Raw genomic sequence first — 13,529 nt, 5'->3', positions numbered from 1 at the left:
GAGGGCCTCAACCATGTTTGAGGCCCTCGCCGCGATAGGCCTGGGCCAGCAGCAGGCGGCCGGCCTCGTCGAAGGCGCGTAGAGACAGCACTTCGCGCGCCTCCTCCGTCGCCCAGATCAGTTCGCAGGCCGGGGCGGCGGCGGGCCAGGCGAGGTCCAGGGCCTGCTCGACGGCGAACAGGGCCTCCAGCCCCGCGCCGGGGGCGAGGGTGGCTTCCAGCCGCGCGGTCTGTTCGAACAGCGCCTCGGAGGCCAGCGCATCGGCGAACCGGCGGGCGGCCAGCCCGGCGCTGGCGGGATTGTCGGGGAGTTCGAGGTCTTCCATCGGCGTTCAGTCCTTTCGGCAGGTGAGGACCGACGAAGCGCGCAACAAAAAACCCCGCTGCCTGTTCGGGAGCGGGGTTCCTGATCTTGCGATCCGTCGGCGGTTTTTTTAAGTCGCGCGCGTTCGCCCCGTCCCAGAGGTGGGGGTGGTAATAATCATCATGGTGGTTTTCGACGCGCAGGCGGCGGCGCGCGCGATCGGCGCTCTGGTGCGGCTGCAGGGGTCGAAAACGAGGTTCATCACGGGGAACTTTACCTCAGGTGGGCCGCCGCGCGCAACTTGCATGGCGCGGGCTTCAGAAGAGGGGGCGTCGGTCACCGGGCGAACTCCCGCCCTAGTCCTTGGCTTGCGGGGCGCCCTTGTCGGTCCATTCGGGCGGCATTTTCGGCGCCGGCAGGAAGCCCGCCGCGGTCCGCAGGGCGTCCTGCGCCCGCCCGTAAACCTGGCAGGCGTCGTCGCCGCGCTTCAGGCCGACGTCGGGCGCCAGGCCCGTGGCGATGCGGGTCGCCGCGCGCTTGGCGTCCTTGGCCTCGAACAGTTCGCTGAAGTCCGAGGCGGCGTCGCCGGCCAGGTCATAGGCGTCGTTGATGCGCGAGATGCTGGCGCCGGTGCTGGTGAAGTCGGCGTCGCGCCGCCAGACCAGGGCGGCGATCTGCTGGCCGTCCGGCGCGAGCATCTCGATTTCCGCACCGAAGGCGCCCAGGCCGACCGGGAGGCGCGCGCCGATCGGCGAGGCGAGGTCGAGCGGGGTGGAGATCGCCGCGGCCGCGCGGCTGGTGGGGCGCAGTTCGGTCACGTGGGCCTTCAGTCGATAGGCCTGGGGGCCGGGCTCCGAGGCGATGGCGAAGCGCCTGGAGAGGCCGGTGCAGAGCTTGCGCGAGAACTGGTTGAGCACCAGCCGGCTTTCCTTGTCGGAGAGCTTGGCGGCCGCCTCGACGTCGGGCGCAAAGTCGATGGTCTCGATGAAGAGCGGCTGGTTCTCCGCCGGCGGCGCGACGGGGCGGTTCTCGGCGTGCCTGGTCTGACGGCCTTCCAGCGCGCCAAGGCGGCTGTAGTCGCTCAGCAGGCCGCTGTGGCGCGGCGTGGCGGTGCAGGCCGCAAGGCCGGCCAGGGAGACGAAGGCGGCCGTTTGCAGCGGGCGGATCGTGTGCATGGCCGCCTCCTCAACGCGCCGCGACGCGTGCGAAGCGTGCGGTGTCGCAAAGCGGCCCCAGGCAGACCTTGAACTCCAGATGCTCGCCAACCGGCCGCACCGTGGCGGGCAGGTCGCGCGTCCCGTCGCTGTAAAGGCCCTTCCAGGCCTTGCCGTCGGTGGCCAGGTTGCGGACGACGACCTTGCCGACGCTGCTGGGCTCGCCGGGGGCGGGCCTTTCCTCGAGCACCGTGGCGCAGAAGCCCGCGGCGTTGCGGCAGGGGGCGATCCGCACCAGGGAAGAGCCGTCGACCGCGCGCCAGTCGCCTTCGAGCTTGGGCGCGTCGGCGCGGGCGGGCAGGGCGAAGGCGAGGACGAGGGCGGCGCTGGCGAGCGGCAGGCGTGCGTGATCCATGGCGAAGTTCCGTGGTTTCGGGTCGGGCCATGGACCGCCGCGATCATGGAGCGGGCGTCGAGCCCGGCGCGAGGCCCGGGCGAGGTCTTGTGACAGCGGAAAAGCAAAAGGGCCGCCTTGCGGCGGCCCCTGCTGGGTCACGATTTTCGATTGGAGCGGGCGATGAGATTCGAACTCACGACCCCAACCTTGGCAAGGATGGTCAAGCCTGTTTCAGGCCGCCTTTAACGTTATTGCCGTTGCCGGGTTCTCCGCGATCCACAATCAACTGTGTTAATAGGGTTTTTAGACGATATACCGATTTAGCACCGTCCTGCGTGGGGATGCGGTGGGGTGGCATAACCCCCGCTTGCCACTACAGTATCGCCATCTCTCTATGAATTCCCCACCGATGAATCCGGCGCGAGCCCCACCCCAAGCAGCTTGAGACAAGAAGCATGACAGACACGAAGCGGCCAATCGGTCGCCCCAGACGCTATGCCAAATTCGAGGAGTTTGAAGCGTCTCTGCCCGGCCTCATGACCAAACGCCCAGCCTATTGCGACGGTATCGGCATCTTCAAAGGCGCAACCAGCGCCACCGTCTGGGTGAAGGTTAGATTTCCGCGTGGTGGCGCATACCGGGGCCGTTCAATCGCGGCTGGCGGATCGGTCGAGCATAAACTCGGCAAGAGGGCGTCGTGGGATTGGCCTCAGTTGATTGCTGAGCGTGACCGCCTTCAAGGCTTGGCCGACCGTGGGGAGCCGCTGGAGGCCGTGGAGGTCGAGACGTTCGCCAAATACGCCACAGCCTGGCTTGAGCGGAAAAAGCCCACCCTCAAAGGCTACGGCGTCACCAATGGGCATGTCGTCTCGGCGCTTAACCCGGCCTTCGGCAAAAAGGCTCTCAACGCAATCACAGCAGCAGACGTGAATCGCTGGATCGGAAAACAGCACTTCAAATTGAAACCAGCGACGGTTCAGCGGCAACTCGCGACATTCAACGCGATTGTCAACGACGCCGTCCGCAGCGGGATCATAGAGCGGAATCCAAGCGAACGGGCCGACCGCATCAAGGGGATTGAGCCCCGGCAGCGTTTCGTGACCGAGGAGGAATGGCAGGACATCCTAAAAGCGGCGGACAAGATCGAGCTGGAGCAGGAAGCGAACAAGGAGCGCAGGCCCCAGCAGATCAGGGGATGGCTGCGCCACTACGTCGTTTGGGCCTACGAATCCGGCATGCGACGGGCGGAGATTCACGGCCTGACCTGGGGCCATGTGCGGAAGGTCGATGACGAAACCACGGTCGTCGAGGTCGTAAGCACCAAGACTGGCAAACCCCGCTTCGTGACATGCACGACGGAAATGGTCTCGATCCTGGACGCCCTGGTGAAGCTGGATCGTGCGGAAGGGGACAACCGATTGTTCCCGATCTCAATGACGACGCTCAAGCGGTCCCTCACGGCCCTGTGGAAGGCGACCGGCCTACAAGATGTTCGCCTGCACGACCTACGCCGCACCCACGCCACGATCCTCATCAGGCACAACATCGATGCCCGAACGGTTGCAGGCAGGTTAGGCCATTCCGGTACCGCCATGTTGGCTAGGCACTATGCGGTCAACCTGGGGGACATGGAGGCTGCCAAGGCATTTAGCACTCGCCTTGCAAAGGGCGAGAATGGCCAAGGGGGCGAAGAGAGAGGATAGACAAGGCAACCTAGTAGATCAGCGTTGCAGCAGCCTTGACCTTAGCGCGCCACGTGACTAAGATATTATATCGGGACAATTTTACTTTCCCCATATTTTACCTTCCCCGGAAATTGAACATGGAAGCCCCGCCGAAGCCTTCTTCGGGCGGAAGTGATGCTTCGTGTCGCAAGAGGAGAAGCGTAATTGGTAGAACCCGCGTTCTACACTGACAAAGACATTGCTCGACGATTGAATCTTTCCCCTTCCTGGGTTCGGGGCCAACGCCACAAGCGGGCGCATGGACTACCCCACATCTTCCCTTTGGAGCCCCGCTATATCGGCTCCTGCGCGCGGTACGTCGCCGAAGAGGTCGAGGCGTTTATTGCCACCCTCCGGCTAGGGGCTCGCTAGAGGTGGAGCACAGTCACACGTTGACGTGGAGGGGGGCAGATTCGTTCCCCGCCATGCCCGCTTCACGATGCGCTCAGGCCGATGCGGCAGACGTCGAGACCCCGAAGGGGACTTGGTTCGATGAGGCGGTTGATCTTCGCGACCCAGAAGGTGAAGCCTTAACAAAGGAGGCCCTGGCGCTCATCGCTGCCGTGGAGACACGGAGCCGCAAGAGACGTCAGGCCGATGAACGTAACCATCAAGCCGCTGTCCGGCGGGTTCTCGCCAACGGGCTCCGCTGTCGCTATTTCCGGCGCCCCTCATTTGTCGCCTATTTCCGCAGAGCCGACAGCTACGGGGACGGTCCGGCTTGGCTCTCCGGCAAGGCTATGGCCCGCACGGTGGACCTCCTGGCCGAGGCGGGCCTCCTCAATGCCCGCTGTGGCAAATTGGGAAGCGCAGCCTCAACCTATAGCGTCACAGAGAAGCTCTGTGGGGTCGCTCAGGCGTGCGGGGCGACCCACCACAGCCTTACCATCCAATTGCCCCTACAGCGCCTTGTAAGGCTCCGTAAGGGCGACGCTCAGACCCCATTGGTGGATTTTGGGCACACAGCGGAAACGCTCCACTGGACCAGCCGTCTGCGGGCATACAATGCGTTCCTGGTTGAACAGGATATCGGTCTAGCACTTACCCTTGAGGAGGAAGCCGAATGGGTCCGCCGTTGGAATGAGAACCGCGAGGGCGAGTCCGTATCGCTCTATCGGCCCGAGCTGATCCAGACGGACCTCTATCGTCAGTTCAACAACGGCTCATTCGGCCAAGGGGGCCGGCTGTATGGGGGATGGTGGATCAATACCCCGAAGGCATTGCGCCGGAAGATAACGATCAATGGCGAGCCCACGGTCGAGTTGGACTTTTCGGGCTGCGCAATCCGAATGCTCTACCATGAGCGGGGCCTGGACTATCAGGGCGACCCTTATCTTCTGGATGCCGTCGCCGCATACGAAGCCAAAAGGGGGCTGGCCCCTGGCCACTTCCGGGCGGGCGTCAAGGCAATGACCCAGGCCCTCATCAATGATCGAAACGGAAAAAGACCCGAGATGATACGGCTCCCCGCTGGGCTGTCGTTCCGTCCCGGTTTCAAGCGGGCTGAGGTGCGACGGATAATTGAGGAAAAGCACGCCTCAATCGCGGATGCGTTCGGCACAGGGGCGGGGCTACGGCTTCAGCGGTGCGATTCCGACATAGCTTTGGCAATCATCACGAAGCTAAGGGAGCAGAACGTTGTATCCTTACCTATCCACGATTCATTCTTAATTCGCAGGAGAGATGGATTTAGAGCCAGTGCTACTATGAGTATGCTTTACCGTCTTACCTTTGGATTTGATCCTGTAATCAAGGTATCACCCTGAAGTCCTCATATAAGGGAGCCTGTAAGACTATCGCCTTATCATCTCAACCTTTCGGATCGATCCGTGGGAGGGTCTTGATCAGTCTGACCTCACCAATCTGGACGGACCATAGGCAGCGTTTGGGCCGGCTCGGAGGTGGGGCCTTCGGGGCGGGGGCTAGGAGGGTAGCGGTCGAGACTAGAGGAGCCTGAACGCGCGTTTATGTTGTTATGCTTGGGTCTCCAAGTTTCTATCAGCATTCAGAGGGGATTTTGACCTATACTTCCAGTGGGAATACATTTCTTCAAACCCTGCTGGAAACAGAAGCGGCACAAATACCAGCGCAACGATTGCCGCAATCGTGGAAAACCAATTATCTACAGCGCCGCACAACATGCTTACGCCAAGATAGATAATGCCGGACGCAATGAATACGAATAACGTACAAATGGTGGCATTTATCGTGACAAGACACAATAAATGTAATCCACGCTTCCACAACCTTCCAATTTCTGTACAGTTCACAACATAGCTTATGGAAGCTAGTGTAATAATAGTTGCGATTAGCAACGCCATGCGATTACCTCATTTGGCAGGCTGTGGCGGAGCCAGGAATCGCAGAAGCTCATGCGCGTCATAGACACCCGGTGCATCGCTCGGCTTCGCCCCCCTGAACATCTTGATGATGACCGCTTCGCCCGGCTTCACGACGGTGGTCGCTTGGGGCGGGCTGTAATGGGTGGTGCCCGTGCCCATAAGGAACGCGGTGTTGCTTCCGGTGCCCATCACAGTGCCTGAGAAGTTCGTCGTCGCGCTTCCCGATGTATATTGGGTCATGTGGCGAGTGCGGTCTTGAGCAGACGCGATATAGAAGCCGTCGTATCCGGCTGCGACCGTCTCTTCAGCGGCCTTTCGTAAGGCGTGACGAGTGATTGTTTCGGCATTCGTATAGCCGTTGCCGCGAGCGGAGATTTGGACGGTCGTTTCGTCGATCCGACTCGCCTGCACCCCACCGAGAAGCCCCATCTCTTGATAGGGCGTTGCGCACGCCGCCAAAGCCGAACACGCGATCACCGCAGAAATGATCCGCAGGCGTCCCGTGGAGGCCGCGGACATGAATGCTCGATAGCCGCCGAACTGAGCCAATGACATCAAAGCTCTCCTTGTGTTCGGCAGCAGCATAATAGGGCTGATATAACTGCTCTATTAACACGAGCATTCGCACGTTCTTCCTCCTGCGATGACGGGGCGAACGCTCATCGCATGGAACCTGAGGCGGCTACGGACGGAACGCGGCTTGTCTCAAGCCCGGTTGGCTGAGGCGAGTGGCGTCAATCGAGGTCATTTGCGCGAGTTGGAGCACGGGAACGTCAACATCACCGTGGACTTGCTTGACCGGATCGCGAACGCGCTTGGCGTCCGTGTAGGAGCGCTCTTTGATGAGATGCCGGAAGGGGTAGAAAGGCCGAAGCCGCTTCGGGCTGGACGACCGCGTGGCACTTGAACCACAGCTCGGCTTATGGCCACCGCAATCGGCGGCTCGATAAACGCTAGTCTGATTTTTTGTGTAGCGACGGAGGCGGCCGGAGCTACGCCTATGTCGATGCCGATTTCACCCTACCCCCCACCCCGAGGGTGTCTGGAGTTGGCGATTTATCGTCGCGATGGTGGGGATGCGGTGGGGAGGGGCTTCGCCTTTCGACGCTACCCACTCCCGTCCACTTTATAACGCTCAGATTTCCTTGAGAGAAATCTGGAGCGGGCGAAGAGATTCGAACTCTCGACCCCAACCTTGGCAAGGTTGTGCTCTACCCCTGAGCTACGCCCGCACTCCGAAGCGACTTGGTGTTCCGTGCCGCCCGAAAATCGAGAGCGGGCTTATGGCAGAGCGCCCGCACGTTGGCAACACCTGCGGAAAGAAATTCAGGCTCATCGAATGGCGTTCGATCGTGACACCTTGAATCAACTCGGTTTTCTCCATCTGAAGGCCTCAAAAATGCGCCGTCAGCCGAACTTCGGGCCCTTCAGGCGGCGCTTGTTCACGTGGTCCTTCGGCGCCTCGGCCACTTCTTCCGGGAACTCGCCACGGAAGTAGTAGCGCTGCCAGGCTTCCTTGGTCGCGTCGGGATCGGCGCGGAAGATGCGCTTGTTGAACTCGCTGCGGTGCTTCTCCCAGGTGTCGTACTGGCCGCGCAGCTCGGGATTGCGGTCCATGCCGCGGATCACCGGCTGGAATTCGGCGAGCTCGCGGTCCTTGGTCAGGGTGATGAAGCAGAAGGGCTCGCCCTTCTCGAACCGCACGCGGCCGGGCCGGGTGAAGATCCAGTTCATGGTGAAGGGGAAGGGCAACCACTCGGTCTCGACCAGGCCCGCCAGCGGCTGGATGCCGTCCTTGATATGGTTCGGCGGCCCCTGGGCGACCATCGACCAGCCCGGCGGCGTGCGGAAAAGATAGCCGGGGTGGAAGGTCATGACCCCGTGGCTGAAGTGGCTCTTCACGAAGTTGTGGAAGTCCGGGTGCGGCCGGTCGGGGAAGAGCTTGATGTCCTCCTGCATCACCCCGCCGTTCCATTCGGCGGTGAAGGCCATGGGCGAGAGGATCTCCCATCCGGTGGTGTTGGCCATGGTCAGGGGCAGGCATCGATAGGGATGGCGCTCGGCGAACCTGTCCATCCAGGCCCGCTGGGGCCGGCCGGGGACGATTTCAGGCGGCCGCTCGGCGGTCGGATAGCACTCGAGCTCCATGGGTTCTCTCCGGACTGGCTCAACGCAACTGCTCTAACCCAGCTGAACGCCGGCCCGCTAGCGGCCAGAGCGAACCTTGGGCTAAGCAGGCGCCATGAAGACCCGCCCCGACCTGATCGCCTTCTTCGACGCGCATGGGATCGCGCACGACACGACCGACCACCCGGCGGTGTTCCGCGTGGGGGAAGGGGAGGGGATCAAGGACGACATTCCCGGCGCCCATACCAAGAACCTGTTCCTGAAGGACGCCAAGGGCCGGCTGTGGCTGATCTCGGCCCAGGACGACACCGTGATCGACCTGAAGCGCCTGCATACGGTGATCGGCTCGGCGCGGCTGTCCTTCGGCCCGGCGGAGCTGATGGAGGCGACCCTGGGGGTCGCGCCGGGCTCGGTCACGGCCTTCGGCCTGATCAACGACGCCGAGCGCCGCCTGACCTTCGTGCTCGACCGGCGGCTGGCGCAGGCCGAGCGGATCAATTTCCATCCCTTGACCAACACCGCCACCACCGGCGTGTCGCGCGAGGGCTTCGCGAAGTTCCTCTCGGCCCTGGGCGTCGCACCGATCGTGGTCGATTTCTCGGCCATGGCCGTGGTCGAGGACGCCTGAGCGGCCATAGGGCCGTTGAAGCGGAGGCGGGAAGGGACCATTTTAGCGCGCGGGCGCGTTAAGCCCCGGCGTCACCTATCTTTTGGAAGATCGACATGAGCCTGATCGGCGAAACCCAGCCCCAAGCCGCCGGCGACCTGATCAAGGACGGCACGGACGCAAGCTTCATCGCCGACGTCATCGAAGCGTCCAAGGAGACGCCGGTCATCGTCGATTTCTGGGCGACCTGGTGCGGCCCGTGCCGCCAGCTGGGCCCGTCGATCGAGAAGAACGTGCTGGCCGCCAAGGGCAAGGTGAAGCTGGTCAAGATCGACATCGACAGCAACCCGCAGTTCGCCGGTCAGCTTCGCGTGCAGTCGATCCCGGCCGTGTTCGCCTTCGTCGGCGGGCGCCCGGTGGACGGATTCATGGGCGCCCTGCCCGACAGCCAGGTGAAGCAGTTCGTCGACCGCATCGCCGGCCAGGCGCCGGCCAACGCCGTGGACGACCTGCTGGCCATGGCCAAGGAGTCGCTGGAGGTCGGCGACATCGGCGGCGCGGCCCAGGCGTACGCCCAGGTGCTGCAGGCCGAACCGGACAACGTGAAGGCCATCGGAGGTCTCGCCCGCTGCTACCTGGCCGGCGGCGACGCCGAGCGGGCGGCCGAGGTCGCCGCCATGGCGCCCGAAGGCGCCAAGGACGCCGACCTGGACAGCGTGCGCGCGGCGCTCGCCCTGGCTGAGGAGGGTCCCGGCGAGGTCGGCGAGTTCGAGCAGCGCCTGGCCAAGGACGCCGCCGACCACGAGGCGCGGTTCGAGATCGCCAAAGCCATGGCCGCCCGCGGCGCGTGGGGCGAGGCGGCCGACCATCTGCTGAAGATCATCGAGGCCGACCGCGGCTGGAACGACGAGGCGGCGCGCAAGCAGCTGCTGACCATCTTCGAGGCCGCGGGGGCGGGTTCCGACATCACCCGCGCGGGGCGGCGGCGGCTGTCATCCATTCTGTTCTCATGAGAGGGAGGCGTGTCATGCCGGCCGCCGTCTTTCGCAGAGTTTCCGACCTGCCCCAGGTGATTCCGGTGTTTCCGCTGGACGGGGCGTTGCTGTTGCCGACCGGAGACCTGCCGCTGCAGATTTTCGAGCCGCGGTATCTCAACATGATCGACGACGTGATGGCCGGCGATCGTATGATCGGCATGGTCCAGACGCGCAGCGGCGGCGACCGCACGCGGCCCAACCTGGCCGCCGTGGGCTGCGCAGGCCGGGTGACCAGCTTCTCCGAGACCTCGGACGGCCGCTATCTGATCACCCTGACCGGGGTCTGCCGTTTCCTGGTGAAAGAGGAACTGTCGGTCACCACGCCCTATCGTCAGGTGCGCGCCCAGTTCGACAGCTTCGCCGACGACCTGTCGGTGGAGGCCGCCGAGATCCCGGCCTTCGACCGCCGCCGCTTCGCCGGCGCGCTCAAGCGCTACCTGAATCGCCGCGAGCTCGACATCGACTGGGAGACCGCCGAAACAGCGCCGCTGGAGAGCCTTGTCACCAGCCTGGCCATGGGCCTGCCCTTCGACCCGCCGGAGAAGCAGGCGCTGCTGGAGGCGCGTACGGTGGCCGAACGCTGCGACGCCCTGACCGCGCTGCTGGAGATCGATGGCCTCGGTGCGGACGATGACGGGCCGCAATCGATCCAGTAGAAGGGCGCCATGAGCGACGCCTTCACCCCTCTCGCCCTGACCGCCGAGGTCGATCCGCGCCTGCTGGAGATCCTGGTCTGTCCGGTGACCCACGGCCCCCTGGTCTATGACCGCCAGGCCGGCGAGCTGATCAGTCACGGCGCCAAGCTGGCCTATCCGATCCGCGACGGCGTGCCGATCATGCTGCCGGAAGAGGCTCGCGCCCTCGGCTAGGGCCAGCCGCGCCTAGCCTTCGCTGTCGCGGGTGTCGCGGCCGCCGCGCTCGCTGCGGGCAGTCTGGCGCCGGGCCTCGCGGTCCTTCTGCTCCTGCCAATAGGCCGCGCCCTCGTCAGGCTTGAAGATCGTCCGCGGCGCGCCGTCCTTGGTCGCGACCGCAAAGACATTGGTCTTGGCGTCGTACAAAAGGACGTCGCCATTGCGGCGGGTCAGTTTCTCCACCCCTGGCGGCGGGTTTTCGACGAAGGCGTGAGCCTTGCGGATGAAGTCGTCGAGATTTTTGGCCCCGAAGGCCGCGCCGTTGCGGTCGAAGGCGCGCTGGGCGTTCTCCTCGGCCGTGCCGCGGCGGCTGGCCGACCAGATCGGCCGCCCATCCAGTTCGCGCACCGGCTCGCGGTTGAGATCGGCCGTGCGTGCAGGGGCCGCGTCACGGAACCCCTGCGCGGCCGGCGGGGCCGCCTGGGCCTGCTCCCTGGGCGCGACGGCGGAGGGCCGCTCGCAGGCGGCGACCAGGACAAGGGCGAGGCCCAGGCTGAACACATGTCTGTACGGCGCCACTCGGTTTCTCCTTGCGCGGCCAGGTTGCAGAACAAATTAAGAACGAATACCGGCGTTTGTCCAGAGCTTTGCTTTCCGCAGCCCCGACGGCTTGGCGGGGCCCTTTTCCGGCGCTTTAGGTGTTTCCACCTAAAGGCAAAGGGCTCTATGACGAGCGGCCGGAACGAAGGGGGCAAAAGCCTTGTCGGACAAGCGGATTCTCCTGGTCGTCGGAGGCGGGATCGCCGCCTACAAGTCGCTCGAACTGGTCCGGCTGCTGCGCAAGGCCCGGATCGGGGTGCGGCCCATCCTGACCAAGGCGGGCGCCGAGTTCGTGACGCCGCTGTCGCTGTCGGCGCTCGCCGAGGACAAGGTCTATTCCGAGCTCTTCTCCCTGACCGACGAGGCGGAGATGGGGCATATCGAGCTGTCGCGCTCGGCCGACCTGGTGGTGGTCGCGCCGGCGACGGCCGACCTGATGGCCAAGGCCGCGCACGGCCTCTCGGGCGACCTCGCCTCGACGACCCTGCTGGCGACCGACAAGCCGGTGCTGATGGCGCCGGCCATGAACGTGCGGATGTGGGAGCACCCGGCCACGCGTCGCAACCTGGCGACCCTGAAGGCCGACGGCGTACTGTTCGTCGGGCCGGACGAAGGGGCCATGGCCTGCGGCGAGTTCGGCTTCGGGCGCATGGCCGAGCCGCCGGCGATCTTCGAGGCGATCCTGGCGGCTCTGGAGGGACCCGCAGCGCGGCCGCTAGCCGGCAAACGGGCCATCGTCACCGCCGGCCCGACCGCCGAGCCGATCGACCCTGTGCGCGTGCTGACCAACCGCTCCAGCGGCAAGCAGGGCTTTTCGATCGCCAAGGCCCTGGCAGACCTGGGCGCCGAGGTGACGCTGGTGGCCGGTCCGGTGGCCGTGCCGACCCCGGTGGGGGTGAAGCGCGTCGACATCGAGACGGCGCGGGAGATGCTGGCTGCCTGCGAAGCGGCCCTGCCCGCCGACATCGCCGTCTGCGTGGCCGCGGTCTCGGACTGGCGGCCGCAAACCGCCGCCGGCTCCAAGATGAAGAAGGGGGCGGATGGCCCGCCGGCCATCACCCTGGTCGAGAACCCCGACATCCTGGCGACTCTGTCGCGCCATCAGCAGCGGCCCGCCCTGGTGATCGGCTTCGCGGCCGAGACCAATGACGTCGAGGCCTACGCCCAGGCCAAGCTGGCCAGAAAGGGGTGCGACTGGATCGTCGCCAACGACGTCAGCGTCGCCGGCACCATGGGCGGCGACGACAACGCGGTCAGCATCGTCACCGCAGACGGGATCGAACGCTGGGACCGCACCGCCAAGTCGGAAGTCGCCCGCAAGCTCGCCCTGCGCATGGCCCAGGCGCTAGAACACGATCGGGTTCGATAGAACCGGATCATGTTCAAGACTCTTTGAACTTGGAGCATTTTTTCGCCGACCCGGCATCCGCTTCGGCGGAAAGTGCTCTAGGCCGATCCGCCGCGGCGGGCCTTGAGCTGGCCCAGCAGGATCACGCAGCGGCGGACGAGGTCGCAGGCGCTCATGTGCAGGGCGTCGAGCGCGCGCGCCGGGCTGGCCGGCGGCGGGGCGTTCTGGATCTCCAGCCCCATTCGCCGCAGGCTGGCGCGCGCGAGGTCTTCCAGCACCGCCTGGCGACGCGCGGCGAGTTCCCCCACCTCATGGGCGAGGGTCGAGGTCTTGCCGGCCAGGGGCGCGAATTCCGGCGCCGCCTGGACAGCCAGGGCCAGGGCCGCGGCGCGGTCCAAGGCGTCGCCCAGGGGCGTGACGCCTACCGTTTCGGCGCAGCGGCCCAGGAACAACTCGAGAAACGCCCAGGTCTCGGCGAAGGCGCCGAGGGCGTGATAGTCGGTGGGCGAGCCGCCCGCGTCCAGCGCGGCGGCCTCGCCGGCGTTCCAGCGAAGCTCAACCGCGCTCATGTTGACCTGCTACTTCTGAGTGGCGAGATAGGCGATGATCGCGGTGCGCTGAGCCGGATTGGCGGCGCCGATCATCATCTTGGTGCCGGGAACGACCGTCGTCGGCTTGGCCAGGTAGGTTTCCAGCTTGGCGGCGTCCCAGGTGATGCCTGAGCCCTTCATGGCCGTCGAATAGGCATAGCCCGGCAGGGTCCCGGCCTTGCGTCCGACCACGCCCTTCAGCGGCGGGCCCATCTTGCCGGGCGCCGGTGCGATGGAGTGGCAGACGCCGCATTGCTGCTTGAAGAGCGACTCGCCGCCCGGGGCCTGGGCGAAGGCGGGCGTGGCCAGGGCGGCGGCGCAGGCGGCCAGGGCGATGGATCGAGCGATGAGACGCAGCATGAAGTTCCTCCTCTTCAAGCGAGGCTAAGAACTCCGACATGACGCGTCCGTGAACAAGAGACTCTTTGAAGAAAGTTTGCACTCAAACC

General features: G+C 64.9%; 16 protein-coding genes and 1 tRNA gene. 8 read left to right on the top strand and 9 right to left on the bottom strand.

The window, feature by feature from the left end; genetic code table 11:
- Window positions 1-7: 7 nt before the first annotated feature.
- The 3 genes from ACE3T2_RS14425 to ACE3T2_RS14415 form a co-directional block, all read right to left on the bottom strand.
- A complete protein-coding gene (locus tag ACE3T2_RS14425) occupies window positions 8-325 on the bottom strand; it encodes a hypothetical protein (protein ID WP_374658523.1) in 318 nt (105 codons plus the stop codon).
- 334 nt (window positions 326-659) lie between these two features.
- Window positions 660-1,478 carry a DUF3313 domain-containing protein gene (locus ACE3T2_RS14420; RefSeq protein WP_374658521.1) on the bottom strand — a complete coding sequence of 273 codons (819 nt, stop codon included), beginning with the start codon at window positions 1,476-1,478 and terminating at the stop codon, window positions 660-662.
- A 10-nt stretch (window positions 1,479-1,488) separates the two neighbouring features.
- A complete protein-coding gene (locus ACE3T2_RS14415; RefSeq protein ID WP_374658519.1) occupies window positions 1,489-1,872 on the bottom strand; it encodes a hypothetical protein in 384 nt (127 codons plus the stop codon).
- Window positions 1,873-2,309: 437 nt separating this feature from the next.
- On the opposite strand from ACE3T2_RS14415, the gene ACE3T2_RS14410 reads away from it, so the two are divergent.
- Both ACE3T2_RS14410 and ACE3T2_RS14405 read left to right on the top strand, forming a co-directional pair.
- Window positions 2,310-3,557, top strand: coding sequence for a tyrosine-type recombinase/integrase (locus ACE3T2_RS14410; RefSeq protein WP_374658517.1), 1,248 nt, complete (start codon window positions 2,310-2,312; stop codon window positions 3,555-3,557).
- 446 nt (window positions 3,558-4,003) lie between these two features.
- Window positions 4,004-5,344 (top strand): hypothetical protein, encoded by a 1,341-nt coding sequence (locus tag ACE3T2_RS14405; RefSeq protein WP_374658515.1) that lies wholly within the window; start codon window positions 4,004-4,006, stop codon window positions 5,342-5,344.
- 564 nt (window positions 5,345-5,908) lie between these two features.
- Here the strand turns inward: ACE3T2_RS14405 and ACE3T2_RS14400 are convergent.
- A complete protein-coding gene (locus tag ACE3T2_RS14400) occupies window positions 5,909-6,475 on the bottom strand; it encodes a hypothetical protein (protein ID WP_374658513.1) in 567 nt (188 codons plus the stop codon).
- A gap of 88 nt (window positions 6,476-6,563) precedes the next feature.
- On the opposite strand from ACE3T2_RS14400, the gene ACE3T2_RS14395 reads away from it, so the two are divergent.
- Window positions 6,564-6,827, top strand: a complete 264-nt coding sequence (locus ACE3T2_RS14395) for a helix-turn-helix domain-containing protein (RefSeq protein ID WP_374658511.1) — start codon at window positions 6,564-6,566, stop codon at window positions 6,825-6,827.
- Window positions 6,828-7,077: 250 nt separating this feature from the next.
- On the opposite strand, the gene ACE3T2_RS14390 is transcribed toward ACE3T2_RS14395, so the two are convergent.
- Both ACE3T2_RS14390 and ACE3T2_RS14385 read right to left on the bottom strand, forming a co-directional pair.
- Window positions 7,078-7,152, bottom strand: a tRNA-Gly gene (locus ACE3T2_RS14390).
- A 175-nt stretch (window positions 7,153-7,327) separates the two neighbouring features.
- Complete coding sequence (locus tag ACE3T2_RS14385) at window positions 7,328-8,068, bottom strand: DUF6065 family protein (RefSeq protein WP_374658509.1); 741 nt, start codon at window positions 8,066-8,068, stop codon at window positions 7,328-7,330.
- 94 nt (window positions 8,069-8,162) lie between these two features.
- Between ACE3T2_RS14385 and ACE3T2_RS14380 the strand changes: the two genes are divergently transcribed.
- The 4 genes from ACE3T2_RS14380 to ACE3T2_RS14365 all read left to right on the top strand — a co-directional run bounded on the left by ACE3T2_RS14380 (window position 8,163) and on the right by ACE3T2_RS14365 (window position 10,560).
- Window positions 8,163-8,675 (top strand): prolyl-tRNA synthetase associated domain-containing protein, encoded by a 513-nt coding sequence (locus tag ACE3T2_RS14380; RefSeq protein WP_374658507.1) that lies wholly within the window; start codon window positions 8,163-8,165, stop codon window positions 8,673-8,675.
- Between the two features lie 95 nt (window positions 8,676-8,770).
- On the top strand, window positions 8,771-9,667 hold the full coding sequence (locus ACE3T2_RS14375) for a tetratricopeptide repeat protein (RefSeq protein WP_374658505.1): 897 nt from the start codon (window positions 8,771-8,773) through the stop codon (window positions 9,665-9,667).
- Between the two features lie 14 nt (window positions 9,668-9,681).
- Window positions 9,682-10,347 (top strand): LON peptidase substrate-binding domain-containing protein, encoded by a 666-nt coding sequence (locus ACE3T2_RS14370; protein ID WP_374658503.1) that lies wholly within the window; start codon window positions 9,682-9,684, stop codon window positions 10,345-10,347.
- Between the two features lie 9 nt (window positions 10,348-10,356).
- Entirely contained in the window at window positions 10,357-10,560 is a 204-nt protein-coding gene (locus ACE3T2_RS14365) for a Trm112 family protein (RefSeq protein ID WP_374658501.1), read from the top strand.
- Between the two features lie 12 nt (window positions 10,561-10,572).
- Here ACE3T2_RS14365 and ACE3T2_RS14360 read toward each other — a convergent pair whose 3' ends face one another.
- Window positions 10,573-11,121 carry a hypothetical protein gene (locus ACE3T2_RS14360; RefSeq protein WP_374658499.1) on the bottom strand — a complete coding sequence of 183 codons (549 nt, stop codon included), beginning with the start codon at window positions 11,119-11,121 and terminating at the stop codon, window positions 10,573-10,575.
- A gap of 181 nt (window positions 11,122-11,302) precedes the next feature.
- Between ACE3T2_RS14360 and coaBC the strand changes: the two genes are divergently transcribed.
- The gene (gene coaBC, locus ACE3T2_RS14355; RefSeq protein ID WP_374658497.1) at window positions 11,303-12,511 is read left to right on the top strand and encodes a bifunctional phosphopantothenoylcysteine decarboxylase/phosphopantothenate--cysteine ligase CoaBC; all 1,209 of its coding nucleotides are present in this window, start codon (window positions 11,303-11,305) and stop codon (window positions 12,509-12,511) included.
- Window positions 12,512-12,588: 77 nt separating this feature from the next.
- Here the strand turns inward: coaBC and ACE3T2_RS14350 are convergent, their stop codons facing one another.
- Together ACE3T2_RS14350 and ACE3T2_RS14345 are read right to left on the bottom strand one after the other, a co-directional pair.
- Entirely contained in the window at window positions 12,589-13,059 is a 471-nt protein-coding gene (locus ACE3T2_RS14350) for a hypothetical protein (protein ID WP_374658495.1), read from the bottom strand.
- A 9-nt stretch (window positions 13,060-13,068) separates the two neighbouring features.
- Entirely contained in the window at window positions 13,069-13,440 is a 372-nt protein-coding gene (locus tag ACE3T2_RS14345) for a cytochrome c family protein (RefSeq protein WP_374658493.1), read from the bottom strand.
- Between the last annotated feature and the right edge of the window lie 89 nt (window positions 13,441-13,529).

The sequence above is a fragment of the Phenylobacterium sp. genome (genome assembly GCF_041919955.1).
Lineage (GTDB): Bacteria > Pseudomonadota > Alphaproteobacteria > Caulobacterales > Caulobacteraceae > Phenylobacterium.
The sequence above is the reverse complement of the archived record's forward strand: the minus strand, read 5'-3'. Positions and strand labels throughout refer to the sequence as shown.